Raw genomic sequence first — 25248 nt, forward strand, 5'->3', positions numbered from 1 at the left:
GCTAACAGGAAAGCTCGAAATTCCGTACTTTCCCCGTACAAACGATTCTCAAGCTTGGTTGCTGGCCCATGTCTCCAACACGTCGCGGGCATCTGGGCCGGCCGTCACCCGCTGAACGTAATGCCCTTCGGTTGTGGCGAGCTGGGCGTGCGCAAGCTGACGTTGGGCCGCTTCGACACCAAGTCCATCGCGCACGACCGTCGCGACGGTCCGGCGGAAACTGTGTGGTGTCACCCACTTGAGGTGTTCGTGGCCGGCAAGCGCTTCGCGCAAGGACGACCGGATGTTTGTCAGTGCCACTAGGCCGCCGTCACGGTTGGTTAAGACCGGCCCATCGGGACCCGTCACCGCGTACAGGTCGGCCAGGACCTGGACACCGAACGCCGGCAAGCTCACAGTGTGCGGGGGCGCGCCGCCTTTGCGTCCGTTCTGCCGATGGAGTGGCTTGCCGGCCACTCTGCCCGCGTCAACCACGGTGCCGTTCACCGTCACGGTCGGAGGTGTACCGAGGAGGTCGACATCCTCCCACCGGATCGCCAGCACCTCACCCGGCCGCGCACCGGTGGCCGCAAGCAGTTCGATGAACGCCGGCAGCATCCGACCCCGCCGGGGTCCCGGACCCCTATGTCCGCAGAATGCTCTGACCGCCAGGCGTACCTGCTCAAACTCCATCGCCGTCAACGCCCTTGCGGGCTTACGAACCAGTTTGGCGGTCCGCGTTTCCCGAATTGGGTTGTTGCCGATCACGTCGAACCTGACAGCCAACGAGTACATGCCCGAGAGGATGATGCGCATGTAGGTGGCAGGCGCCGGCGACAGGGCCTTCAAGTAGGAATCTGCGCGGCTTGTCGACAACTCCGAGATTCGGAGCGCGCCGAGCTGATGAGCGCCGTGCAATCTCCACGTATCGCGGTAGAGCGTTGCCGTCCGCTCCCCGATCCGATCCTCAGTGATCTTCACCGGCATCCATGCGTCGAACAGGTCGGAAAGCGTCGTGCGATGGTTGATCACCCCGCTGGGCTCCCCGACTGCGAGCTCCGCGGCGATCCGTCGTTTTAGCGTCCGCCGGGCATCCTCGGCGGACTTTGCAGACCGCGCCTCACGCTCTCGCCTCTTACCGCTATGGAGCCTGACATACGTTGTCGCATAGAAGATTCCATTGCGCTCGCGTTCAGTGATCTTGCCATGCTCGCCTGGTGCCATCCGCTGCCTAGGCATCGTCTTCCATTCCGCGCAGATCTTCTAGGTACCGATCTCGGGCCACTTGAAGGGACTCGATGAGTTCGCGGTACCGTCTCGCTTCATCGATAAGGCGCTCGCGGTATCGCTCCGGCATATTCAGGCGTTTGGCGCCCTCCTCGGCCTGGAAAAGATTGTGGCGCTGCGTTTCTAGCTTTTCTTCGACTTCGGCGATCAGCATCCGCAGAACCGCCCGATCAGAACGGGCGCCTGGAATGTCGACGCCCGCCGTAGCCCTGTCCAACCACTTGGACCAATCTGCCTCCAACGCGACACCCAGCGCGATCAGTTCGGGCAGCGTAACCCCCTGCTCACCCTTTTCTATCCGCGGTATCGCCACCCGGTGGACAGGTGCGCCGATCTTCTCGGTTGCCTCGGCCAGACGGACGTACGACATGCCCCGTTCTTCCCGCGCCGACCTCACGGCCTCACCAACGCGTTCTGCGACCTCTCGGGTCCAACTTCGGCTGTCGTCCATGGCGACATCATCGCACAGTTTCTGTTGACTTTCCGACATCCCGATGTACTGTCGGGTTCGCGACAGCACGGTCGCGAACTCGACAGGAGGCCGATGAACCGGAACAACAATCACGCCGAAGTAGGTGCCCGTCTCGGAGTGAGCCGAACGGTAGTTTTCAACCTCTGGGCATCGGGGGATCTGGCCTCGGTCACGATCGGGCGTCGGCGTTTTAGCACGGATCGGCAGATTGACGAGTACCTGGCGCGTCTGGAGCACGCTGCCCGGCCTGGGCCGGACGCTGCCTGATGCGCTGGCCACAGGAGGATCACGCCGACATCGGCCTGATTCCGAATTCTGACAGCACCGAGGACCTGCGGAGGGCGACGGCCTCCGTCGGCGCCGGTGCACCAAACACTGGACGGGAACAGGCAACGAACCGCCGCGGCCCATTCGAGCCAAGTACGTAATGGCTGGCCAACTCGTCGGTCGAGGGGTCACCGCCTGGAATCTCCCTGGAGCCAGTGTGTCCACGCGGTCAATACGACCTATCCAGATTGGGAATCGAAAACCAGCTTTCGAGCGGACATGTGCCGCACAGCGCGCGGACGGACTACGAACGCCGGAAGAAGCAAGCAGGTCTACGAGATGAGGCGCCGCAACCCTATTTACGTAGTGGGCGACAAGCAGCGCACTGGCTACTCGATTCTCTCCGACGAGTTGATCCGCACCGGACCGCACAAAGACGCACTCGGCACCGACGGATTCGCCGTTCTGGCCTACCTGCTGTCGGTCGCAACGTCGGCCCAGTCCGGCCGGCGCCTATGGGAGACATCGGCTGCCGAAATTTCCGAGCGTTTCGGCTGGCCTGGGAACCGCCGGCGCGTCACCGCAGCCATCGGGGCAGCGGTCAAAGATCAGCGGCTTGTGATCCGGGAGTACGTCCGCGACGGCAAGCCGGTACAACGGCGCCGCGCCTACGTGGTGTGCGCCGGAGGCCGCCGCTTCACCGACGGCGAACTATCTCACTACTCCACACCAATCATTCTGCCGCCCAGACCTTGCCGCAAGTCGGTCGATGATCCCGAGGAGGACTTCTGGTGACCGCTCAACCTTGCACCACCACTGGGGCATCATCCGCTCATTCAACTTGCACCACCATTGGTGCATGGTGGCTACTGCCACCTTGCACCAAAAAAAGTACAAGGGCGAAGGTCCGAGCTTGTACCTCCGCCGGTGCAAGACACCTTGCACCCCCGTCGGTGCAACACCTGAAAACCCTCACCCGTATATACATCCGCTCATGCACCTGGCGGTGCAAGAGCGCCGCAAAACCTCCTACCGAGTCTAGGTATGGGGTTACGCAAACCGGGGACATCCAGGTAATCCACAGACCGCGTACGCGTGGAATGAGAAGCCACCATGAGCCGACCGATCCCAGGGCGGGGTCGACGACCGCATCGCGGCTGGCGTCATGAAATTTCCGCCGGACGAAATCGAGTTGCTGCTCTACGCTGTCAACGATCTCATCGTGCGTCGCACACTCGGCAACAAACCCTTGCCGCACGGATTCGCTGCTCTGCGCGACCGACTCGTCAGTTGCGTAGACGCAACCAAAAGTTGTGCGTCGCAAACCCAATCGTCACCCTCGGTAGTGGAACTCATCGACACGACCGAGGCTGCAGCGATTCTCAACTGCTCAATGAGCTGGGTGCGAAGCCCTCGCTTTCGCGACCAGCTTGCCGGCCGCGAGATCGGCGGTCGATGGCTATTCCCGCGACAGACCGTCCTTGAGCACGCTGAACGGAGAGGCAGGTCAGCAAAATGAACCCAACCGACTACCTACGGCTGGGAGTCGAGCAGTACCTCCGAGAGCTGCCGGATGACGAATTCAGGGAACTTACTCAGCGGGTGCGGACGCCTGACTCTCGGCGGGAGCCGCCGGAATCCGAGGACGCCGTATACGTTCGAGATCTGTTCGGTGGTGGCGACGATTAGCACCGCAGACAAGCGGTCTGGATTGACGATCGTTCATCGGGTCGCAAGGAATATCGATCAGGAAGCGAAGCGACGCATGCTGGCGATCGAAGCTGCGCGCGCAACTGCCGAACGCATCGCGGCCCTGCGCCAGAACATCTTTCGAAACGCTGCGTACACCCGCGACCTGCAAGCCGTCGAGACCGAACCGGAAGCTGCCCGATTACTGATTTCTGCGAGCAACAGTGCCGACAACTTCATGGTGCTCGGCATTCTGCGCATGGCGATCGACAAGCGATGGAACCAAGTGGTCCAGGCCGGCATCCGTCACTTCGGAGAGCACCCAACATCTGCAGCCATCCAGGAACTCTGGCACCTCACCACAGGCCGCTCCGCGATCTAACCACCCTCGAAAGGAAAACGAACATAATGTCCCTCGCACAGCTCGAATCCCAGATCGACGCCCTGCGCGCGCAAGCCGAACGCATCCAAAGCCGATGGGCTCGCACCAGTGAAAGCTGGACCAACGACAACACCCTTTCCGATCTCGGGAAGCGCGCGAAGCTCGAAAGCGAACGCGCCGAGGTGAGCGCCAAACTTAGCGATCTCCGCAAGCAGGAGAAGGAATTGGTCATCGCCAAGAAGCAGGCGCTTGAGAAGCGGTTGTTCGGGTTGTCGAGCGTCACCAGCAGCGACCCCGGCCAGATCATCGCCTACCGCGATGCGCAAGACCGCGCCGCGCGGCTCACCCGGAGCGACGAAGCGGCAGAGGTATTTGCGGCAGCCATGCGGTCAGACGACAAGAGCCTCGCCGCGGCCGTACTGGCGCGAGCACTCGCTAACGGCTGGGACACCATCGTCGCCGAATACGTCAAGCAGGACCCTGCCGCGCGCGAAGACCTCGACGACCTCGCCAAGATCCAGCAATACAACTCCTTCGAAGCCGGCCTGTCCTACATCGCCTGATCGCCTCGCGGGCCGGTGCGCGTATGACGTTGCGCCGGCCGTAAGTGCCCAGGGCGGGTGACCCCCTACCCCCACCGCGACCGCCTCCCATGGCATAGGCGCCGCCCCCTCCGCCGCGATTTTTTTCGAGACGAGCAGATTGGCCTCCGGACGTGACCGAGCGAAGACTGCGCGTTATGAAGGCGGGCGAGAACGTGCCGGTGAAGCGGGCATCTCGCAAAGCGGCACCCAAGTCGGTCGTAGAGGCGGCGAGGAGTGGTGATCGCCGCCAACTACTCGTAGCGTTGCAGCATCGAATTGCGAAGGCGATCGACGACCCGAAGGCCACAGGCCCGGCGTTCGCGGCGTTGGTCAAGCAGCAGCGCGACATTGCGGCCGAGATTTACGCGATTGATCTCGCTGCCGATGCTGGCTCGCTAACGTCAGGCCCGCAGTCGGCAGTCGCCATGACGCCCGACGAGCCGTGGGACGAGTCGAAGATCTAATCCTGGCCAGAGTCCTGACTCGACAGACCTCCGCGCTCAGTCGTTGCCGACGCGCTGTCGGTTTAGCGCATCTGGCTGAAGTGTTAAGTGCCTGCCGGCGTCAGCACCGGTGCCCTCACCGCTTCTTCTTCCCTTGTTCCTCGATCATTCGTTCGTAGCGGGACAAGAGCTGCACCTCGCAACGCTCAATGTCACTGATATCGATATCGAGGTGCTTTTCGACAATCGCGTCCAGACTCCGGTGCGCGGTTAGCAAGTCGATGGGCATGCTGCTGGCATCGTAGAGAGCCTCTAACGTCTTGCCGGGGAACTTCTTCCGCACCTCAAGAATGTTCGCTGCCGCACCGACCACCGCGGCTCGGAAAACACTACCGGGTTCGGGGAGCGGGAAAGTGTTCCACACCAGTGTGTTTGAGAAGTTGCTATCCGCGCGGGTATGCCCACCCGCGAGTCGCTGCCAAACCGCGAAGATTCGCGAGCTGACGATCGCGAAGACGAAGCCATCCGGATCAGGCGCGGTGAACAACGTGTTGTTCACGACCACGTCGGGTGTTGAGTAGGCGGCGGGCAGATAGAGGCGGGTGTGACCGGTAACCTTTGGAATGGCGAGGTACGGCTCGGATGGTTGCCGATAGTTGGTGAAGAGGTGCGGGGTCGACGCCTTACGATTCGCCTCCGCATCCGAACTATCAGTTCGCCCCTGCTTGACCAGCTCTAGTCGCCGTTCGATCAGAGCACTGCCAGCCCAGTCGTCGGGCTTCGCATCCCGTAGCCACAGAACCCACCGCGGCTTGTTCTTCAAGAGAGTGGTATTGGACAACAGCGGCCGGATGAACTGGGACGCAACGGGGTCTGATTCGAAGGCTTCGAGTTCCTCCGGCTTGATGACCAGGTGGTTGAAGTCCCACAGCTTGTTCCCTTCGGTGAGCGGCGGCAAATGCGGAGGTACTGGCTTCCGCGAGCCCCGGACTGCGACGTTGGGACCGTTAAGCAGGTATGGGTTGATGTTCTCCACCCGTCGAGCCTCGGGCTCACCGAGACCGTTGGCAGCGTAGTGAAACAACGTGCGTTCGACTCGCTTCGGCCCTCGGGCAAGGCCCACGATCACAACGTGGACGCCAGCAGGGTTGGCCGATTCGGAGTCCCAGTCAAAGGGGCGGTGGGCGAAGGCAATCGTCCAACCGGCGTCCAGGATGGGCACCCAAAGCGGTGCGACAGATTGCCCCTGGCAGATCGAACTGGTGGCGACGAAGGCGAACCGCGAGTTGGGAGCGGTGAGATATTCCGACGCCTTTCGAAACCACGCCGAGACATAGTCGAGGTTGCCGTTGTAGTCGTCGCCCAAGGTGGACCGAAGATTGGCGGTCTGTTGCGCCGATCGCTCTTTTTGCCCCGCGTAAGGGGGGTTCCCGAAGACGATGACCTGCTCGCTGGAAGGCAAGATCGATTTCCAATCAATCTCCAGCGCGTTGCCTTCCTTGATGCTGGACGCGATCGTGATGGGCAGACGGTCGGGAGCGACACCGAACTCCAGCTCCATCTGCTGGTTGGCTAGATGGTCCACCAGCAGCATTGCGGTCCCTGCGATCCGGGCCGGCCACTCATCGATCTCTATACCAAAGAAGTGGTCGAGTGTGACTTTGATGTCACCGGTGACGTCGAACGTGAGTTGCGCGCGGTCCCCGCCCGTTGCGGTGCCGTCGATCATGTCGAGTTCGCGGCGACGGCGCAGAATTTCGAGTTCGAGGGCACGCATCTCGCGGTAGGCAACAACGAGAAAGTTTCCGCATCCACAGGCCGGGTCCAAGAATCGCAACTGCCCCAGCTCATTGTGGAGGCGAGTGAGCTGCCCTTTGTCGTCCCAAGCACGCTTCAGTCGGTCTCGGTACTCGTCGAGGAAGAGTGGCCCAATCGTCTTGAGGATGTTCGCTTCGGTGGTGTAGTGCTCCCCGCCGTGCCGGCGTGCCTCCTTGCTCTTAACGGTCTGGAACATCGACCCGAACACAGCCGGGGAGATCACCGACCAATTGAAGCTGCATGCTTCCAGAAGGGCATTGCGGAACTCGACTGGCAACGGGGGTAACCGCAATGGATCCTCGAACAGTCCACCGTTGATGTACCGGAAGAATGCGAGCGGATGGCCAGCTTCGATGCTGCGGCGATCCTGCGGGGTGTTCAGCACATCGAAGAGCTCGACCAAGTCGCCGTGAAGGGTCTGCCCAGTGGTCTGGTTGCGCAGGTGGTTCTCGAAAAGTGCGGGTGGCCTCCACATGTCGGCGTCGTCACCGAATAACAGGAAGAGAAGCCGCGCGAGCAGCAGCGTAGCTTCGTGTGCACCGACACCCGCTAATTCGAGGTGGGAATACAAAGTTCCCATAAGCCGTGCAGCCGCGACCGAAGCGGTCTCCGCTTCACGGTCGAACGCCTCGCGCATCCGATCCAGGAGCGCGACAAGTGGGAGGTCTTCGTCGAAGTCGAGCTCTATCGCACGAAGACGATCACCTAAATGAGTTTTACGGTCGCCGTTGTGGTATTGGTGGACAACAAGTTTGGCGTTGGTGGAACCAAGCTGCGCGCGGCGCGGCCAACGCCATTCTTGGCGATGATCGTCGGTGAATATGACCAGCCGCTCCAGATTGTCCTTACCAACGAGGACATCGATCTGACGTTGAACGGGACGCGGCGGCAGCACCGGGCAGTGCCAGATCCGCAATCCCTTAAACCCGGCCACCTGAGTAAGGGTGTAGTCGTTGCCATCAACATTCAGATTCAGCGGCGGCCGATCAGGATTCTCCCAGCCGAGTTCGTCGATGAATAAAGTGCGAAAGTCGCGAGTGTCGACGAGGTCGAGAAGTCGGTTGTCGGTCATTCCACGATTCCCATGCTGGAGACGATGCGGATCGGATCCTTACCACTACGGGCGGTGACGGTGAGATCGCCGTCGCGGTGCAACGCGGTTATCAGGGTGGCCAATTCGTCGTCGCTCGCTTGGTTGCGGACCGCCCGACGGAGTCGGTTTTCGGCGTCCTTCGTCAACGGGTGTTGGTAGAGGTCGTCGAGAGCCAAAGAGGTATCGGCGTTGTGGCTATGCAGCGTTGCACCCAGGCGGTTCCAGAGTGTCCGGCGGACACCCCGCAGCCTCCCCGCAGCGAGCGTCGGAGTGGCCAGAGGGCCGCGGACCAGCTTCTCAATCAGGTCGTCATGATCCGCGACGGGTTCCAATCCTGGCTCCTCCGGCAACGCCTCAAAGGTCTTAAGGACTTCGTGGCCTGTGAGGAGTGAAGTGGTGCCGTCCGAGGTGGCGCGGCCGAAACCGTCAACGCCGGAGTCGGTCCGCACGTAGCAGACCACCCCCGTATCAATGTCGGTGAGCCGCTTGCGCCGGGTTGCAGAGATCATGTCGGGCAAGCCCGCGATTTTGGCGGCGAGGTCGGGGTCGTGGTCGACAGCTTGGGTCCAATGCTGGTAAGCGAGGCTGGACGCGTCTACATCGTCTGTGGAGTCGGTCTCGTCGAGCTTGCCGTTGTACAGGTCAGTGATGGCTTGCGTTTCCCCGTCGGAGCCGAAGAACTGCTCATCGGAACCGAATGCCTCAGCATTAGCGTGGAGGCGCTCGGCGATACGGCGGCGAAGGTCAATCACGTTGTCCACCGACTCGTGGAAGAAGGAGTAAAGCGTGACAGTCTCGGCCTTCTGACCGACGCGGTCGACACGGCCAGCGCGCTGAATCAGCCGGATTATCGCCCACGGTAGGTCATAGTTGACGACAATATGCGCGTCCTGCAGGTTCTGGCCCTCGCTGAGAACGTCGGTTGCGATCAGAACCCGGAGTTCATCTTCTGGAGCGATGCCGGGGTCGTGGCCCGGCAGCGTATTGGACGCGGGGGAGAACCGCTGCGCGAGCCGGGTCGGGTCCTCGCTGTCACCGGTGGCGATGCCGACGCGGTCGATGCCGGCTGCTCGCAGCGCCGCTCCGATGTACTCGGCGGTGTCCTTGTATTCGGTGAAGACGAGAACCTTCTCGTCGGGGTGATCGATCTGCAAGAGGTGGATCAGGGCATCAAGCTTGGAATCGGTCTCGGGCTTCCAATCGCCGTACAACGTGAGCAGCGTCCGGAGAGCCGCGGTGTCTTCGACCAGCGCCTCCCGGAGCGCAGGGGTAAACAGTTCTGGCCGAAGCCATGTCAAGCCCGCCGGATTCTTCTCCTGCAGCGTCGCGTAGCGAGTCTCGGGGGTTCCAACTGTGTCTTCGCCGCCGCCGTTCGGGTCGTCGTCGTCCTCACCGAACTGGTTCTCGGTGATCGTCCCGGCCGGGATCGCTAGGCCATTGTCTATGGCGTACAGGAACAGCTCGTTGCGTGCGACGTGCCGTTTGAGGGACAGCGTGAACGAATGCCCGCAGGACGATAGTCGCTTGTAGAAGGTGGTGCGGACGAAGCCGGCGACGTGGCCGCGGCCGCGTGCCAGGTTGTCAATAAACTCACGTTCCGCGTCGGTTGGTGCAGCGGTGGACGAGAGGTAGTTGCCGAGCTCGTACCGGGGAAGTTGAAGCGCGGTGATCGTGTCTAGGGTTGTGTCCCCGGCCATCAGCGTGGCGGGGTCGCTCTCGCCGAAGGAGTGGTCTACCGGCTTCGGGATACGCTGCGGGAATCTGAATTGGGTACCGTCCGAAAACTCCAGGTACGGTCCGTCGCCGTCATTCTTGGAGTAGTTGTTCTTCACGAATGTGCGGGTCCGACGTACTAAATGCTCGCTCATCAGGCGCTTCCAGTCGTCCGGATCTTCCGAGCGACGGAACGCGGCCATCGTGGTCGTCTTGCCATCTACTCTGTCGGCCAGCCGCGGGTCGGCGGCGAGCGCGTTGACAGGGGAGATGCCCAGATCGTCGTCGTCGTCGATGTAGAGACCTAGTTGGTTCGCTACATCCAGGAATCGGATGTTGTACGGGGTGGCCGTCAGTAGCAGCGCCTTACTGTCGTTCGCCTGGATGTAGTCCTGGATCGCCTTGTAGTCGCGGCGAGTGTCGTTGCGCAGCGTGTGGGACTCGTCGACGATGACCAATTGGTACCGCCGGAGTGCGGGCAAAACCGCGTGAGCCATGGAGTACGGCACCACCCTGCCATGCAGCTCGTACGCTTCGAAGTGCTCCTCCCACATCGACACCAGGTTCTTTGGACACACCACCAGCGGCATGTAGCCGTGCTCGTCGCGAAGCATCAGTGCAACCGCGATCGCCGTCAGCGTTTTGCCGAGACCGACCACGTCGCCGAGCATGGTTCCGTTCCGCGTCATGATCCGCCGCGCGAGGGTTTGCACCGCGGTTTCCTGGTACTCAAGTAACTGTTCGCGGATTGCGCTGGGCACGGAGTACTCGGCCAGCCCTTCGCGGACATCGCGTGAGAGGTCGTAGCACACCTTGAGGAACACGTCGTATGGCCGTCGGGGTTCGCGGCGCGCCCACGATTCGTCCAGCAGATCGAGAATGTCCGCGGTTATCGGTCGGCTGAATCTGTCGTCCCACCGGTCGTTGAACCACTGCGCGAGAGTTTCAGCCGCAGTGGTGTCGAGCACGTCGACGTTTAGCTCGTAGTTAACAGTGAGGCCAGGTCGGGTGAGATTCGAGGAGCCGACGAACCCGGTGATCGGGTTATTGAGGTCGTCGCGGTGGCAAACGTAGGCCTTACCGTGCAGCGGCTTGCGGGTGTGCACCTTTATTTCCACAGCCCCGGTTGAGAGCAGGTCGCGCAGGGACTGCAGGACCGCACGGTCCGCTGCGGTCGGAAGTCCGCGCATCAACTGCAGACGGAGTTGCTCGACCAACACCGCCTTGCGCTCGCGCGCGGAGTTCGCGTCGGCGTCTGACTCCGTGTTGCCCTCCAGATCGGCCTGGAGGGCGTCGAGCGTCTCCTGCTGGACGCCGGCGGTCACCATGCCAATGAGGATCCGAACGATCGGCGGATCGCCCTCGTTCCAGCTCTCAGCCTTATCTCTGACGAGATGGTCGAACACGGCCCAGCCGCGCAGGTTGAAGTAGCCGACGGCGACGTCCATGGTGTTGGACACCAGGAGCGTCTTCTCCAGGTGTGAGCCCAGGTCCTGTTTGATGTTGTCGAAAATCCGCGTCACCGCTGCGCCCGCTTCCCCCTGGGTTGATCAGTCCGAGGTTGTTCTACAGGATCTCACCTCGAGATGGAACGCAAGTATTGCTGGGAGCGAACCGACAGCAGCATCGTCAACAACCCCGCTTTGCGCCTGATGCCCGATAACCAACGCGGCGCCGGCGAGGTCGTACAGCACGGCGGAATGAAGTGGAGCTATATGCCGGAAGGTCATGCGGCCAGACAAGGCCGCAAGTACTGCAGATGGAGCAGCAAGACGACAGCCCTAGCTCCTCGCGTACACCGTCATTCCGCGAATTAATACCGATCGCATTGCGGGCGATTCGTGCGTGACCCCCGCAACGACGCGGTGTCGATCTACCGCGGCGATGGAAATGACTCGATCGCTGGTGGTAGCGGCGTCGGCGAGAAAAGTCGGCCGAGGCAATCAAGGTCGGCCGACGCTGCTATTCGCGAACTGTGGTGGCGCGGGTACCGACGCTTGTCCGGGCCGACAACATCGAGGTCATTGCGTCGTGTCTCGCGCCGAGGACTGGTGTCAGACCGCCAACGGTAACTGGGATGCGCCAACCTCCGTGTGGCGGACGCCATGGCGATGAAGCGCTCGCGTCACCGTGGCACCGAGAAGCTGATGCTTTACCGGACTTCCCCTCGTACCATGACCTCTAGCCGCCTAATAATTACGGCGTACACGGCGGCACGGCCCGAAGGAGGGACGAATGCCACTCTCCGATCATGAGCAGCGCATGCTCGACCAGATCGAGAGCGCGCTCTATGCGGAGGACCCCAAGTTCGCGTCCAGCGTGCGTGGTGGAACTCTGTGCGCACCGTCCACCCGGCGGCGGCTCAAGGGCGCAGCGCTTTTTGTGATTGGACTGGCGTTGCTGGTGTCCGGTGTCGCGTTCCCGGCCACGCGGATCGGCGACTTCGCGATTCTGTCCGTCATCGGCTTCGTCGTGATGTTCGGTGGCGTGGTCTTCGCGATCACCCGCCGGCGAGGCCTTGGTGGACGTGACCACTTCGTCCCCGACGAGGTCAGTCAGCAGCGGCCGAAGCGGGCCAAGGGCGCCGGCGGCGCGTTCACCAGCCGGATGGAGGACCGCTTCCGGCGGCGCTTCGACGAGTAAGTCCGCGCCGACTCAGGGGCACGTCTCCCGGCCGCTTGCACAGTTGCAGAACAGTTAGTTGCTTCCCGCGGACATCATCGCGGGACCGATCTCGTCGGTCGACCCCGGCGTATCGCTCTGAGTCGCGACGCCGGACTGTTCAAGCTTCATCTGCGCCGCGCGCAGATTGCCCACAAAACGACACGCGCCCCTGCGGGTGCAGGAGCGCGTGTTCGCGAGAGGTTACGGCTATTTACGTTTGCCATCCTTCGAAGCGGGTGTGCTCTTTGTTGTACCGGAGGCCTGGGGCTTTGCGGTCGTGATAGACGGGCGGGGCGGATACTGCTTTGTTTGCCCAGCGGACCGGAACACTGACTTCGAACTGCCCTGGCCGCTTGGCGTCGAGTGGTTGGCGATAGATGGGAGCTGAGTCATTGGGTCATCTCTCCTGGGTTTAAGTCCCGAGTGAAGTAATGCTTCCGGTTGATCCACTTGAATCCCTCATGCGGGCTGATGGAAGCCACTTCGACCGGTCCACCAACAGTATCCGCCCCAAGACGGAACCGTGCATACCCCTCTGTCGTCTCCACCATGAAACGAGCTAGATCAATAGCGTCTGGCAAAGGCATTCCCGGCTGGACGGGGTCCAAACGGTACTGACCAAGAGCGGTGTCCACTTGCGACTCCGCTTGAGCGCGATCGGCGGTATTTGGAGGCTGCATCGCGGCATCTATCAACCTCTCCCGGAGTTGATCGTCATAGCCGTTGAACAGGCGATTCACGGCATCCGGTTGGGCGTAAGCACGGAAACCATACTCTGAGTCCTCTAGCACTTGAACTGGCTTTGGCTCCACTGTGTTGCCCGAGAACTCAAGTAGCCAAGCTTCCGCCTGGTCGCACTTAGTTGAAATACCGACAACGAGGTAGCCGAGCTCGGCGGGGAAGCTCTGCCAGCCAGCGTCGTTGGCCGCCTGGCCGAACATCTTCGACGCCCGGTCCGCGACGTCTTCAACACTGAAGTCGGAAAGATCAAGAGTGTCCGCCTTGTACTTCGGATCGCGCCCCATCAACCGCAGCCGGAAGCTTTTCGACAACGAGGAGATGCTTGCCGGACCAACGACTCCGAGCCCCCAAGTCATCGCGGCAACCGGGAGCTGACGGTGCAGGTGGAAAATCTTGTCGGCGTTGTTGTAGACCTGCGAGACGATGTGGCCAGTCGGCAGGGCTGCGCTCAAGGTGGTTGCCGAGTCGGTTGCCAGGACGATGCCGTCGAACACTTTCACGTAGAGCGCAACCGTCACATGGCAAATATGACATGGCGATAGGTGGGTGGCGCTGATTTGCCCCGCCCGAACGGGCTGCGCGTCGCAGTTGATCAACCTTCACCGGAGGTGTCCTTCGTATCGTCCCGGCCGCTCACATCGCGTCGAGCCCGGTCCCGAGGACGCCGAGCGCACCCGCATCACCGGCTTGGTCGACGATACGACGGCGGCAGCCGCGCACCTCGGCGGCACGTCGACGCAACGATCCGACCGAACCTCGAACGCAGTGCGGGCGCCGAAAGACACGGCGACGGGAGTAGAGCTTCCCGAACGGCAAGTGTCGGCGAGAGCACCTTCGGCGTGCAGTGTGCCTCGGGAGTTCTTGCACGCAGCAGGAAGGTCCCGCTGCCGGTGTGGCCTCCGGTGGCGCGGAAATCGACCTATTTGATGTCTTCAATTGCAATGACGACATAGCGGTCCGGCTCGTCGGTCCTCGTCTTATCCAACATGCGATAGATCAGTTGCAAGTTCTGGTCGGGGAGCCGTCGGCGGGAATAGGCACGGCCACCAGTGTTGGCTGAGGTAATGAACTTGGGATCGCGGACTTGCCCAAGGGTTTCGACGGCGGCATCGACCGCGAGCTTGCGGGGCAGAGTGAGTTGGTTGTACTGCTCGCCGGCCTGGGATGTGAAGACGACCGACGGAGTCGCATCCCGTCCGACGTCGGCACCCGTCCCGAGTTGCTTCTGTTGGTCACCCGTCGTAAGCGCCGGCATCTCGCTCTTTTCGATCTCCGCGGTCAGCTTGCCCTCGCCGCCGAAGGGCAGTTCGAGCTTAGGCGCAGGAACGATCTGACCCCGCTGTGCCTGGTACTCCCCTATCGGGATCTCAGCGCCTTCTTTGGTGATTTTCAGGACACCTTCGATTCTGCGGAAGAAAGCAGCCAGCGATGCGAGTAACACACCAGCAGCCAGGAGCCAGCCGGTGACACCTTCCTCCTCATCGCCGAAGTATCCGACGACGGCTACCACCAACAGAGCGGTGGATAGCAGGCCAAGGTAGATCTCAGCCGTTGGCCAAGGCTTTTCTGGCAGGACCCCCATGTGAGGGAGCCTACCGGCCACTCCCACCAATATCCGTCGCCTAGCGGACGCCTGCAGCCCGCGGTGTGTAGCGCCTGACACTTTCCATGGATCTTGCTAGGCGGCACATGCCGCTACCCGTCGCTCGGTGGTGCGTTTGCCGGTGCTCCGCACTTTCCCCGCAAAAACGTGCCGAATTTGGCATGAACTTACCTGCATCTCGCCGTACTAGACACACCCGAAAGATGCTGTCCTGCAATACTTTGCGATACTTGCGCGTACTGCAATTTACGGACAGATCCCAAGCTGAATACGCGGGTTCGATTCCCGTCATCGGCTCCACGTCGAACAGCTAGACCGACGACGCGGCGCCCGTCACGACTGCAATCTCATAGCCGGTGCGCGTCTCGATCCCTCCCTCGCGGGTCGTCATCACGAGGACGACCTTGCCGCCGTCCGGATCGATCGCCAGACTCGGGCTGCTGCCGGCGAAGTCCAACCTGGTCACCTCCCCGGCGGCGGTCACGATCGTCAGGTTCGTGCGTCCCGAGACGCGATCGTCGGTCACCTGGTAGAGCGTGCCGTCGGGCCCGACCACCGGCCCGTTGGAGACCGGACCGGGAGTGCTGATGGTGACGGCGGGTTGACCGGGACGGAGCACCGTGAACGTCGAGCCCGAAGCGGTGGATGCCGCGTAGGTCACCGTGCCGTCGGCGCCGAGGCCCTTACCCACGGGCGGACCGGGGATCTCGACCACGACGGGCATCTCGCCAGGACGGTAGAGGGTGAGGATGGTGGACAACGGATCACCGGGTGCACCGGTGCCGATTACATCGGTCACCAGGACGGTCCCCGTCGCATTCACCAGTGGGTAGACGCGGTTGGTCGTCGGCGGGAATCCGGCTGTCCCGGGCGCAGCACGTTCAGGAAGGTGACAAAGGGATCCTCGGGTGACGATGCCGCTCGGGCGGATCAGTACCAGGTGAGCACTGGGCTGCGCCCCCGCATCGCCGGGCACAGTGAGCGTGTAGCCAGCCGCGACCCACCAAGGGGGTCATTTCGTGCCGACACCGACGTTGACGTCGGCGTACAGCACCGCGCCCGGTTGGCCGCCCGAGCGTTCACGAAGTATCCCGTCGAGCACATGTTCCACGTCGGCGCGCTGGGCGGCGGTCAGGCCGGCGACCAACTGGGCGCCCAATGGGTTGCTGGAGGTGACCATAGTGCACATGTGCGCCCCCGACCGGAAGGGCATCTCCCAGGCAGTCCTCTCGACGGTGACGTCGTTCAGCCCGGCCGCGATGAGCTTGCTGCGGAAGAGCTCCCGGTCGGCCAGCTGGAATGGCAGCGGCGGCGGGTCCAGAGGCGGGATGGCGAAGCCGGGCACGGCCGCCTTGATGGCGGCTACGAAGAACGCGAGAAACTCCGCCTTCGGCAGAGCGCCGAACGCGATGACGAGCACAGTCCCGCCGCGCTTGGTCACGCGCACCATCTCGGCCAGCCCGGCGTCCACATCGGGGAACAACGACACCCCGTGCTGGGAGGCGGCGATGTCAAACGTGTCGTCGGCGAGGTCCAAATCCTGACCGTTCATGACCCGGCACCAGATGTTCGACAGCCCTTGCGCCCTTGCCCTGGCGGCCACCCGCTCGGTCATGGCCTGCGAGATGTCGACTGCCACCACGTCGGCTCCCAGGCGCGCGGCGGGGAGGCTCAATGCCCCACTACCGCAGGCCACATCCAGAAATCTGGTGCCTCTGCCGATGTGGAGCTGTCGGAGGGCATGAGCGCCGTACTGCATGCTCTCCGGCGTCACGAACTCGTCGAACCTGGGCGCAATGGCATCCCAGGCATCGCGGATCAGGTCTTGGGATGGCGCATGGATGTTCATGACAGTTCCTCTCTGGTGCCTTCGACGAAGTGAGCTCCGTAGCGGCTCAACGCCCGCCGCTGGGCGGCCCGGCACTAGCTCTATGGCTCGGCCGGGGCGCGGGCGTCCTCGGGCTCGGGGCCTGCGCGTATACGCGTTGCGCCATGGGCCCGACGGTATGGGCGGGCCGAGCGGTACCGCATCGGTCGGATTGACCAAATGCCCCGCGAGGCGGCGTGGGTAATTCTGCGCAGGCGGCTACACCAGGTCGTGCTGGTAGGCGTAAGCGGTCGCGGCGGTCCGGGACGAAACGTCGAGCTTGTTGAAGATGTTGCCCAGATGGCGGGCCACCGTTTTCTCGCTGATCACCAGCGTATGGGCGATTTCGCGGTTGGTCGCCCCTGTCGCCAGCAGGCGCAGCACCTCCAACTCACGCGCGGTCAGCCCGCTCGGCGCACCTGCCGGTGCGTTCGTGGATACCTCGGCAACCTGCGCCAGCGCCGGTGCGGCGCCGAGTTGCTCGAACACCCGGCGGGCGGCGTCGAGCTCCATCGCGGCGGTGTCGTCATCGTTCATCCGCCGGCACGCCTGCGCCATCCGCAGCCGCACCCGGGCGGCCTCGTAGGGCGCGTCCAGCTCCTGCCAGGCCGCCCAGGATCGGCGCAGGACCGTGCAGGCCGCCGCTGGATCGCCGCCCGCCAACAGCACCGAGCCACGCGCGTACTCGCCGACCGCCCGCAGGTATGGCGACTCGAAGTCCGCCGCGATGGTCTCGAGCTGCTCGGCCGCACTGCGAGCCGCTTCGACGTCACCGGCCGCGAGCGCGATCTCCGCGTAGGCCGCCAGCACCCGGGATCGTTCGACCGGTCCCTCGGCTGCTGCCATCGCGCGGCGAATCGCGGCGAGCGCATCATCCACCCGACCCTGGGCCAGCCGTAGCAGTGCCAGCCCCGGCTGCACCGGGTGCCCCCAGCCGCTGGCTTCGCGGTACGCCAGTTCGGCCCGGTCCAGTTCGCCGCGCAGCCGGAGCAGCTCGGCCTGCTGGTAGTGCGCCATACCCAGCACCGGATCACCGGGGACGTCTGACAGCGCATCGCAGGCCCGGCGTACCTCCTCCATCGCATCCGACCACTCACCCTGCAGCTGCATGATCTCTGAACGGTGCACCAAACACTGCCCGCGGAACGCCTTGAGGCCCTGCTGCTCGGCACACCAGCGGCTCATCGTCGCCGTCCACTCCGCCGCCCGACGCACATCGAAAACCTGCTGACAGGAGATGATGACGGCGCAGTAGACAATCCCGGCGGCGATCGCCGACACCTCACCGGTCGTCACCGCCAGCATCGCCTCGTCGAAGATCGCGGTTCCCCGTGCGGCCTCGCCACGGGCGACCAGCGCCTGACCGCGGCCGAGCTGGCCGAGAGCCCGCAGATCCGGGTCGCCGAACCGCCTGGCGACCGCTGCGATCGCGTCGAACTCGGTATATGCGGCCGACGGGTCACCACCACCGAGGGCCTGCAGTGCAACCGGGATGCGCAAGTACCCCCGTTCGACGCTGTCGAGGCCTGCCTCCTCGAGGAGACCCTGGGCCCGGACCAACCACCCGCTGCCGCGTGCGTGCTCGCCGCGCAGCATCAGTGTCAGGGCGTGCCAGAACGAGCACCGCACTGCCTCGGCGACATGGCCGTGCTCGACATATGCCCGGTACGCCCGTTCCCACGCCTCACCGGCGGCGTCGAAGCGCCCGGTGAGATGAGCGGCAGTGGCCAGCCGGTTCAGATCCTCAGCCGCGAGCGAATCCTGCGCGTCAGCGGAGGACAGCAAGTTGTACGCATCCTCCCACCCGTGTCGCTCGTAGGCGGTGGATGCCTCCGCGCGCGCGTCGCGAACCATCGCTGCCCCTTTTCGGTACGCGATCCTCTGGCATCCAGGATGCGCCTACACGCTGGTGAGACAAATGATCGGCTCCGACACACACGGACTGTGGGCCGTCGGGCAACCCGCGGGATTGTCGGACCCTGGTGCTTGTATGGGGTTATGTCCTCGAACGTTTCGTCCGGCGCGGTGGCGCTGTTGCCGAAGGAGCGTCTGGAGGTGTTGTTCGAGGAGGTGGCGGAGTTGGCGGGCCAGCGCAACGCCATCGATGCACGCCTGGTGGAGATCGCCGCGGAGATCGATCACGACGGGTTGGGTGGGATCACCGGGGCGAAGTCGGTGGCGCATTTGATGGCCTGGAAAACCGGATCCTCGTCGCGGAACGGTAAGACCATCGCCGCGATCGCCCACCGGATCGCGGAGTTCCCGCGTTGTGTGCAGGCGCTGCGCGACGGGCGGCTGTCGTTGGATCAGGTCGGGGTCATCGCCGAAGGGGCGGGCGCAGGTTCTGATGAGCATTATGCGGAGTTGGCCCGCAGCGCCTCGGTCAACCAGCTCCGCACCGCGATCAGACTCGAACCCCGCCCCGCACCCGAGCCCGACAAGGATGCCGACGGCGAGCCCAAGCCGGTGCCGGTGGCGCAGGCCTCGATCCGCAAGACCTCCGATGAGGAGTACACCTACTGGCGTATCGCCCTGCCGCATGTCGAGGCGGCGGTGTTTGACGCCGCTTTGCGGTCTCATCACGATGCGTTGATCGCGCAGTGGAAACGCGACCACGACACCCCCACCGACACCCCCACCGGCACTCCCGCCGGTGGCCGCCCACCGATGCCCGCCCTGGCTGATGCGTTCGCCGCGCTGGTCGAGGCCGGCTGGGATACCGAGGTGACCCGCCGCCCGCACGGTCAGCGCACCACCGTGGTGGTGCACCTGGACCTCGACGAGCGCATCGCCGCCCTGCATCTGGGTCCGCTGCTGTCGGAGGCCGACCGCCGCTACCTGGGCTGTGACGCCACCTGTGAAGTGTGGTTCGAACGCCACGGCCAACCCATCGGGTCCGGGCGCACCACCCGCATGATCAGCCGCCGGCTGCGGCGCGCGCTGGAACACCGTCACCGCACCTGCGCAGTCCCCGGGTGTGGGGCCACCCGCGGTTTGCACGCCCACCACATCCAGCATTGGGAAGACGGCGGAGCCACCGACCTGGACAACCTCGTGCTGCTGTGTCCCTACCACCACCGGGCCCACCACCGCGGCGTCATCACCATCACCGGACCCGCCGACCAGCTCACCGTCACCGACAGCACCGGGCGACACCTCACGTCCGGCTCGCTGGCCCGCCCACCCAACCAACCCCCACCCACCGTCGCGCCCTACCGCGGACCATCCGGAGAGCACGCCGACTGGTGGTGGTACACACCCTTCCAACCCCCACCACCCACCACCAACTAGACGGCGCGGGAACCGATCTCGCCACGCAGTGCGGCGCTCGATGCTCTGACCCCCAGGGGTGTTCGCCCCAGACGGTCAGCGCGGCCGTCCGATCAAACCGGCCTCTCCGCCAGCGATGGTCCTTGTGTGATCGCATGCGCTCGATATCCCGCACCGAGCAGCACGCGGCCAAGGGATTCCGGACCTGCGAGCGCCCGAAAGCGCACCGACGGTGATTCCGAAACCGTTTACCGTTCGCTGCGCTCGGGTAGGGGCGCTTCCAGGGTTGACCGCGACCCTCGCCCAGCTGACCGACACCGATGAAGGAGTCGCCTCATCGTGCAGGACCATCTCCCCCCGCGCGCCGTCCCTCGATCGGTCCGCGTATGGGGGCCGATCGTCTTGTCGGTTGCGTTGGCGTTGTACGTGGCGGCGTACCTGAGGTGGCCCAGCCTGGCCAGCCAGGTCGACCTGCTGGTGTACCGGTTCGGGGCAGAGCGGGCCTGGGACGGCCAGGACCTGTACTCGGTGGGCCTGACCGGCAACCCAGACACGATGCTGTTCATATACACGCCGTTCTCCGCGCTGTGCTTCCTCCCCCTGATTGGGTTGAGCCAGCCTGGCGTTCTCGTCCTCGGTCTCCTGGTGAACGTCGCATGCATGGGCTACATCGTCAGCCGGATGCTCAGTGCCGCAGGAATCAGGACCGCAACGGGTCTGTGGGGTTTGACGGCGCTTCTGATGGCCCCGATCATCTGGCTCGAGCCGGTCCGGCTCTCACTACAGCTCGGTCAGATCAATGTGCTGATCATGGCCATCGTCGTCGCGGACCTGCTGGCGCAACCGTCGCGCAGGTGGACGGGGATGGGTATCGGGGTCGCCGCCGGGATCAAACTGACTCCCGCGCTCTTCATCGTCTTCCTCGTCGCAACCGGGCGACGTCGCGAGGCACTCGTCGCCGGATTGACGTTCGTCTCCACCATCGCCGTCGGATTCGTCCTGCTGCCGGCCGATTCAACAGAATTCTGGCTGCAGAAGAGGTTCCAGGATGTCGGACGGATCTCCAGCGACCCTCTGGCGAACACCAGCCTGGCCGGACTTCTCACGCGCTTCAACTGGGTCCCGCCGTGGCCGACCGTGGCCGCAGGCGTATTCGCGATCGTCGCCATCGCGATCGCCGCGCTGGCGTGGCGCCGCGGTCAACGGCTCTTGAGCGTCGCCATCGCGGGGATGACCTCGGCCGCCGCGTCACCCTTCAGCTGGAGCCATCACTGGGTGTGGTTCGCACCGCTTCTCGTCCATCTCGGGTACCTCGGCTATGTACACCGCTCGCGCGTCGCGGCGCTGGCCATGTGGGTGCTGGCGGCGATCTTCGGGGGCTGGTTCGTCGCATCGCGAAGCTTGCCCCCACAAGCAGGTCTCATGTCCTTGCGCCACCCCGGAACATGGGATCAGCTACTTCCAGCGGCTTACCTTTTCGCGCTCACCATCGTGCTCATCTGCAGCGTGTGCGCGCTCTGGCGGGCACGACAGCACCCACCGGCCGGAGTCGACGCAACGGTGGAGAGCAGTCGACAGCGAGCGAGCATCTGACCATCAGAGGCGGTTTCGGCTGACCGAGGGTTGACCTCCCGGTACCGCGGGTAATGGCTACTTCGGATGGCGTGGCGTGCGCGCCGTCAGCAATACGCCGAGGAGGCACCACACCGATGGATGACTATTCCGCGACGCAAGTACGAGCCGCACACGCCCCGCACGACGAGCTGCGGCGCGGCGAACGTCCGATCCCGCCCGACCACGACCCGTTCTACCGGGCCCCGGAGGGCTACGAGCACGCGGAACCGGGCACGGTGTTGCGTTCGCGCGACGTGGAGATCGGATTCCTCGGCCTCGTCGGCCAGCCCGTGAAAGCCGTCCAGCTGCTGTACCGCACCACGAATCTGCACGAAGAACCGGAAGTCGCCGTGACGACCGTGCTCGTCCCGGCGCAGCGCGAGCCAGACGTCGCTTATCCGATGCTCTCTTATCAGTGCGCGATCGACGCCGTGGCGTCACGCTGTTTCCCCTCGTTCGCCATGCGGCGCGGCGCGGGACCGATCGGTGCGTTCACACAAAGCGGAGTACTTGTTGGTGACCGCCGCGCTGGCCGAAGGCTGGGCGGTTTGCGTACCGGATCACGAAGGCTGCCATGGCATGTGGGGCGCTCCCGTCGAGCCCGGCTACCGCATCCTGGACGGGCTGCGCGCCGCTCAACAATGCGAGCGCTTGGATTTGTCGCCGTCTGCGCCGGTGGGTCTGTGGGGATACTCCGGCGGAGGCTTGGCCTCGGCGTGGGCGGCCGAACTGTGTGAGCGATATGCACCGGAGCTCAATATCGTTGGCGCCGTGCTGGGTTCACCTGTCGGCGACCCGGGGAGTGTGGCGCGCCGCCTCAACGGCAGCTTCTTCGCCGGCCTCGCCGCGCTGATGATCTCCGCACTGACGCAAGTCTTCCCCGGCGCGCAGAACGTCGTCGACGAGCACGCGACCGACGAGGGTAAGGCGCTACTCGAGAAGTTGCAGACGATGACGACGGCCCAGGCGGTCTGGCAGTTGCGCAACGTCGACATCGGGTCCTACGTCGACATGACGGCCGACGAACTGTGGGACCTGCCCGAAGTGCGCCACATCTTCGACGAGACCAAGCTCGGCAAATCCAGGCCCAAGCCCCCGGTGCTGGTCATCCAGGCGGTGCACGACGGAATCATCAGCGTCGACGATGTCGATGCACTGGTGGCCGAGTATGAACGCATCGGTGCCGCGGTCACCTACCACCGCGACCGGTTCTGCGGTCATCTGCTGTTGCATCCGCTGTCGGCGCCCATGACGCTGAGGTGGCTGCGCGACCGGTTCACCGACCGGCCGGTCTACGAGCACAAAACACGCACGGTGTGGCCGACGATGTTCAACCCGTCGACGTATTTGGGCATGGTCAAGTTGGGCGTCATCACGGCGAAGGTCGTCCTGGGGCGCTCCGTCGAACGCCAACCGCTGTCGACGACGGATGCCCCGTAACCAGGCTCCGCTCAATCCGCTTTCGGATGACGATCCCGCGCGAACGCGTTGCCGTGGGTCGGCTCCGTCGACTCGGACGTGAAGCCGAAGGTACGCAGGAACACCCCCATGAGGACGTCGTACACCGGCGGCGCCAGGCGGTACATCGCGATGACGGGCCGGTTGAACACACCCACCTGGCGCTCACTGGAACGCCCGCGATCGGTGGCGCGGACGATCGCCGAAACCACGGACGACGGCCTGACCGCGGTGGGCGGGACCCGCGGTGCGCGGCCGAAGTAGTTGCTCGCGGTGCCGTAGACCGGGGTGTCGACCGGACCCGGGTAGACACCGTGGATCTTGATGCCCGACAGGTGGCGATTCTCCTGCCGCAACGTCCTCACCAACCCGTTGAGCGCGAATTTACTTGCCACGTAGGCGGATTGATACGGTGCAGCGGCCGTACCCAGCAGGGAGCCGATCAGCACCAGATGCCCTCTGCCGCGCTTGTGGAAGTGGGCGAGGGCCGACCTCGCCACGTTCGCCGATCCGATGAGGTTCGTCCGCACGATGCTGTCGAAGACGCCTGCAGGTACGTCCTCGAACCGGCCGAACGCGGTGATCGCGGCCGACTGCACCACGATGTCGATCCGGCCGAAGTGGCCCTCGGCGACGCCGAACAGTTCCTCGACCTCGGCGGCGTCGGCGATATCGGTGGCCTGGACCAGTACGGCCTCGGCGCCCGCCGCGCGGCAGGCGTCCGCGACCCGTTGTAACGCGTCCTCAGTGCGTGCCGCGAGCACCAGCCGCGCCCCGCGCCCCGCATAGCGAAGGGCCGTCTCCTCGCCGATGCCGCTGGAGGCACCCGTCACCACGACCACTTCGGGTGTTGCCGCAGATTCATCCATCGTGGGGCATTACCCCCGGGAGCCTGCCGGAACCTCGGCGTTGCTAACGAGTTTCGCTTTTCGTTGATTGCGTTCGGACATGCGGAGCACCTGCAAGGCGCCGGTGGCGGCAACAGCGGGCCAGCCACCGCGCAGCGTGGCACCGAGGGCAGCCAGGACAGCCACCGGCGCGAGCAGTGCGACCGGATCGGCGCGCCGCTCCAGTATCCGGTCCAGCGCCATCGGAGTACCCGTGGCCAGGTTCGACGCCACCACCACGGCATCCACGACGCGGGCGCGGCGCATCCCGGCGGCGCGCAGCAACGCCAGCGCGCCCCATGACACCAGGGTGACGTCATGCGCACGATCGACCGCGGCGCGGACGTCCCTGCGGGGCCGCAGCCGCCACCCCATCGCGGCGCTGGTGCCCACTGCCCCGTCGGCGAGGCCCTCGATCAACTCCCGCGCGCTCTCGGCCGAGGAGCGCGCCGGCTCCCAGCCCAACGTCCGGCGCGCCTTGGAGGTGTCCATCAGCGGGGTTCTGAACGCCACGTCGTACCACCCGGGGGTCAGCGCCACGACACGGACAGCACTCAGGGCCGCGATGAGCGTGCGCACCGCCTGCGGGGGAACGCTGACCGGGCGTGCCCCGACGAGGTCGGCGAGCGCCGCCGTGTCCAGCACATCGGCGGCGATGTTGAACGATCCGCGAACCTGCTGCGTGACCATCCGGACCACTGCATCGCCGACGTCGTCGGCGTGGACGAACTGCAGTGCCAGCGGCGCAGGCACCGGAAGGACGGGGAGCTCCCGTCGACGGAGGAGTTCCAGCACCGACCGTGGCACCAGGGGACCCAGGTACAACGATTTGATCAGCCAGGCGGCTTCGCGCTGCACCACGACGGTCGGGCGGAACCGCGAGACCGTGACCTCGGGGTGGTCGAGCTCGAACCCGTCCAGGACCTGCTCCACCTTCACCTTGTGCCGGCTGTAGACCGAGGTGGTCTGGCCTGTCGTGGGCCAATCCTCGGTGACCGGCGGTCCGGATCCGGGCGCGTAGATGCCAAGACTGGACGCGTAGACCAGCTGCCTCACCCCGGCCGCCGTCATGGCCTTCAGGAGTGCTTGTGTGCCAAGCACATTCGCTCGATAGAGGTAGTGCTCGTCGCGCACCGGATGGACGGCCAACGCCAGATGGATGACGACGTCCGCGCCTCGCAGAGCGGGTTCCAGGTCCGCGACGGCGCTCGGCGCGGACAGGTCGACGGTGTGCCAGCGCACCCGCTCGTAGGGCTCACCGTGTGTGGGCGGCCGCCGGCACACTCCCACGACCTCGGCGTCGGGCAGCTGGGACGCCAGCGCGCGCAGCACGCCGGTTCCCACATTGCCCGACGCCCCGGTCACCACTATTCGCGAAGGCTCTGCTGTCATGGCGTCCGTTCTCGTCGGATGACGC

General features: G+C 64.4%; 20 protein-coding genes and 1 pseudogene. 10 read left to right on the top strand and 11 right to left on the bottom strand.

Annotated features, from left to right (window positions below; translation table 11 throughout):
- Positions 1–48: 48 nt before the first annotated feature.
- Positions 49–1218 (bottom strand): tyrosine-type recombinase/integrase, encoded by a 1170-nt coding sequence (locus tag G6N49_RS21180; RefSeq protein WP_083045610.1) that lies wholly within the window; start codon positions 1216–1218, stop codon positions 49–51.
- The gene (locus G6N49_RS29585; protein ID WP_133056667.1) at positions 1211–1636 is read right to left on the bottom strand and encodes a hypothetical protein; all 426 of its coding nucleotides are present in this window, start codon (positions 1634–1636) and stop codon (positions 1211–1213) included. Before G6N49_RS29585 ends, G6N49_RS21180 begins: the two co-directional genes overlap by 8 nt.
- A gap of 174 nt (positions 1637–1810) precedes the next feature.
- On the opposite strand from G6N49_RS29585, the gene G6N49_RS29590 reads away from it, so the two are divergent.
- The 6 genes from G6N49_RS29590 (at position 1811) to G6N49_RS21210 (ending at position 5124) form a co-directional block, all read left to right on the top strand.
- Positions 1811–2005 (top strand): hypothetical protein, encoded by a 195-nt coding sequence (locus G6N49_RS29590; protein ID WP_083045612.1) that lies wholly within the window; start codon positions 1811–1813, stop codon positions 2003–2005.
- A gap of 366 nt (positions 2006–2371) precedes the next feature.
- Positions 2372–2800, top strand: a complete 429-nt coding sequence (locus G6N49_RS21190; RefSeq protein ID WP_197913487.1) for a hypothetical protein — start codon at positions 2372–2374, stop codon at positions 2798–2800.
- 370 nt (positions 2801–3170) lie between these two features.
- Positions 3171–3524, top strand: coding sequence for a helix-turn-helix domain-containing protein (locus G6N49_RS21195; RefSeq protein ID WP_133056668.1), 354 nt, complete (start codon positions 3171–3173; stop codon positions 3522–3524).
- Positions 3525–3677: 153 nt separating this feature from the next.
- On the top strand, positions 3678–4076 hold the full coding sequence (locus G6N49_RS21200; RefSeq protein ID WP_133056669.1) for a hypothetical protein: 399 nt from the start codon (positions 3678–3680) through the stop codon (positions 4074–4076).
- A gap of 26 nt (positions 4077–4102) precedes the next feature.
- Complete coding sequence (locus tag G6N49_RS21205; RefSeq protein WP_083045614.1) at positions 4103–4639, top strand: hypothetical protein; 537 nt, start codon at positions 4103–4105, stop codon at positions 4637–4639.
- 176 nt (positions 4640–4815) lie between these two features.
- Positions 4816–5124 (top strand): hypothetical protein, encoded by a 309-nt coding sequence (locus G6N49_RS21210; RefSeq protein WP_083045615.1) that lies wholly within the window; start codon positions 4816–4818, stop codon positions 5122–5124.
- Positions 5125–5239: 115 nt separating this feature from the next.
- On the opposite strand, the gene G6N49_RS21215 is transcribed toward G6N49_RS21210, so the two are convergent.
- A complete protein-coding gene (locus G6N49_RS21215) occupies positions 5240–7993 on the bottom strand; it encodes a class I SAM-dependent DNA methyltransferase (RefSeq protein ID WP_133056670.1) in 2754 nt (917 codons plus the stop codon).
- Positions 7990–11250, bottom strand: coding sequence for a helicase-related protein (locus G6N49_RS21220; RefSeq protein ID WP_197913488.1), 3261 nt, complete (start codon positions 11248–11250; stop codon positions 7990–7992). The genes G6N49_RS21215 and G6N49_RS21220 overlap by 4 nt, the downstream gene beginning before the upstream one ends.
- A 712-nt stretch (positions 11251–11962) precedes the next feature.
- Here G6N49_RS21220 and G6N49_RS21225 point away from each other — a divergent pair.
- Positions 11963–12370 carry an SCO2097 family morphological protein gene (locus G6N49_RS21225; protein WP_083045618.1) on the top strand — a complete coding sequence of 136 codons (408 nt, stop codon included), beginning with the start codon at positions 11963–11965 and terminating at the stop codon, positions 12368–12370.
- Positions 12371–12780: 410 nt separating this feature from the next.
- Here G6N49_RS21225 and G6N49_RS21230 read toward each other — a convergent pair whose 3' ends face one another.
- The 5 genes from G6N49_RS21230 to G6N49_RS29600 all read right to left on the bottom strand — a co-directional run bounded on the left by G6N49_RS21230 (position 12781) and on the right by G6N49_RS29600 (position 18456).
- Positions 12781–13650: a hypothetical protein gene (locus tag G6N49_RS21230; RefSeq protein WP_083045619.1), complete on the bottom strand. Its 870-nt coding sequence runs from the start codon at positions 13648–13650 to the stop codon at positions 12781–12783.
- A gap of 401 nt (positions 13651–14051) precedes the next feature.
- On the bottom strand, positions 14052–14714 hold the full coding sequence (locus tag G6N49_RS21235) for a hypothetical protein (protein ID WP_083045620.1): 663 nt from the start codon (positions 14712–14714) through the stop codon (positions 14052–14054).
- A gap of 331 nt (positions 14715–15045) precedes the next feature.
- Positions 15046–15534, bottom strand: coding sequence for a hypothetical protein (locus G6N49_RS21240; RefSeq protein ID WP_235679560.1), 489 nt, complete (start codon positions 15532–15534; stop codon positions 15046–15048).
- A 213-nt stretch (positions 15535–15747) separates the two neighbouring features.
- A complete protein-coding gene (locus tag G6N49_RS21245) occupies positions 15748–16584 on the bottom strand; it encodes a class I SAM-dependent methyltransferase (RefSeq protein ID WP_083045622.1) in 837 nt (278 codons plus the stop codon).
- Between the two features lie 237 nt (positions 16585–16821).
- Positions 16822–18456: a LuxR family transcriptional regulator gene (locus G6N49_RS29600; protein ID WP_083045623.1), complete on the bottom strand. Its 1635-nt coding sequence runs from the start codon at positions 18454–18456 to the stop codon at positions 16822–16824.
- A gap of 144 nt (positions 18457–18600) precedes the next feature.
- On the opposite strand from G6N49_RS29600, the gene G6N49_RS21255 reads away from it, so the two are divergent.
- The 3 genes and pseudogenes from G6N49_RS21255 to G6N49_RS21265 all read left to right on the top strand — a co-directional run bounded on the left by G6N49_RS21255 (position 18601) and on the right by G6N49_RS21265 (position 22926).
- Positions 18601–19893, top strand: coding sequence for an HNH endonuclease signature motif containing protein (locus G6N49_RS21255; RefSeq protein ID WP_163647427.1), 1293 nt, complete (start codon positions 18601–18603; stop codon positions 19891–19893).
- 318 nt (positions 19894–20211) lie between these two features.
- Positions 20212–21465: a glycosyltransferase 87 family protein gene (locus G6N49_RS21260; RefSeq protein ID WP_083045571.1), complete on the top strand. Its 1254-nt coding sequence runs from the start codon at positions 20212–20214 to the stop codon at positions 21463–21465.
- Positions 21466–21581: 116 nt separating this feature from the next.
- Positions 21582–22926, top strand: a pseudogene (locus G6N49_RS21265) (lipase family protein).
- Positions 22927–22937: 11 nt separating this feature from the next.
- Here the strand turns inward: G6N49_RS21265 and G6N49_RS21270 are convergent.
- Both G6N49_RS21270 and G6N49_RS21275 read right to left on the bottom strand, forming a co-directional pair.
- Positions 22938–23813 carry an SDR family NAD(P)-dependent oxidoreductase gene (locus G6N49_RS21270; protein ID WP_083045572.1) on the bottom strand — a complete coding sequence of 292 codons (876 nt, stop codon included), beginning with the start codon at positions 23811–23813 and terminating at the stop codon, positions 22938–22940.
- Positions 23814–23822: 9 nt separating this feature from the next.
- A complete protein-coding gene (locus G6N49_RS21275) occupies positions 23823–25223 on the bottom strand; it encodes an NAD-dependent epimerase/dehydratase family protein (RefSeq protein WP_083045573.1) in 1401 nt (466 codons plus the stop codon).
- Positions 25224–25248: the final 25 nt, after the last annotated feature.

The sequence above is a fragment of the Mycolicibacterium monacense genome, assembly GCF_010731575.1.
GTDB lineage: Bacteria > Actinomycetota > Actinomycetes > Mycobacteriales > Mycobacteriaceae > Mycobacterium > Mycobacterium monacense.

Bases quoted from the DNA above. Each gene is read 5' to 3' on its own strand.
- G6N49_RS21245 (WP_083045622.1), bottom strand. From the start codon at position 16,584: ATGAACATCCATGCGCCATCCCAAGACCTGATCCGCGATGCCTGGGAT.
- G6N49_RS21255 (WP_163647427.1), top strand. From the start codon at position 18,601: ATGTCCTCGAACGTTTCGTCCGGCGCGGTGGCGCTGTTGCCGAAGGAG.
- G6N49_RS21235 (WP_083045620.1), bottom strand. From the start codon at position 14,714: ATGGGGGTCCTGCCAGAAAAGCCTTGGCCAACGGCTGAGATCTACCTT.
- G6N49_RS21225 (WP_083045618.1), top strand. From the start codon at position 11,963: ATGCCACTCTCCGATCATGAGCAGCGCATGCTCGACCAGATCGAGAGC.
- G6N49_RS21195 (WP_133056668.1), top strand. From the start codon at position 3,171: ATGAAATTTCCGCCGGACGAAATCGAGTTGCTGCTCTACGCTGTCAAC.
- G6N49_RS21270 (WP_083045572.1), bottom strand. From the start codon at position 23,813: ATGGATGAATCTGCGGCAACACCCGAAGTGGTCGTGGTGACGGGTGCC.
- G6N49_RS29585 (WP_133056667.1), bottom strand. From the start codon at position 1,636: ATGTCGTACGTCCGTCTGGCCGAGGCAACCGAGAAGATCGGCGCACCT.
- G6N49_RS21275 (WP_083045573.1), bottom strand. From the start codon at position 25,223: ATGACAGCAGAGCCTTCGCGAATAGTGGTGACCGGGGCGTCGGGCAAT.
- G6N49_RS21210 (WP_083045615.1), top strand. From the start codon at position 4,816: ATGAAGGCGGGCGAGAACGTGCCGGTGAAGCGGGCATCTCGCAAAGCG.
- G6N49_RS21215 (WP_133056670.1), bottom strand. From the start codon at position 7,993: ATGACCGACAACCGACTTCTCGACCTCGTCGACACTCGCGACTTTCGC.
- G6N49_RS21205 (WP_083045614.1), top strand. From the start codon at position 4,103: ATGTCCCTCGCACAGCTCGAATCCCAGATCGACGCCCTGCGCGCGCAA.
- G6N49_RS29590 (WP_083045612.1), top strand. From the start codon at position 1,811: ATGAACCGGAACAACAATCACGCCGAAGTAGGTGCCCGTCTCGGAGTG.
- G6N49_RS29600 (WP_083045623.1), bottom strand. From the start codon at position 18,456: ATGGTTCGCGACGCGCGCGCGGAGGCATCCACCGCCTACGAGCGACAC.
- G6N49_RS21180 (WP_083045610.1), bottom strand. From the start codon at position 1,218: ATGCCTAGGCAGCGGATGGCACCAGGCGAGCATGGCAAGATCACTGAA.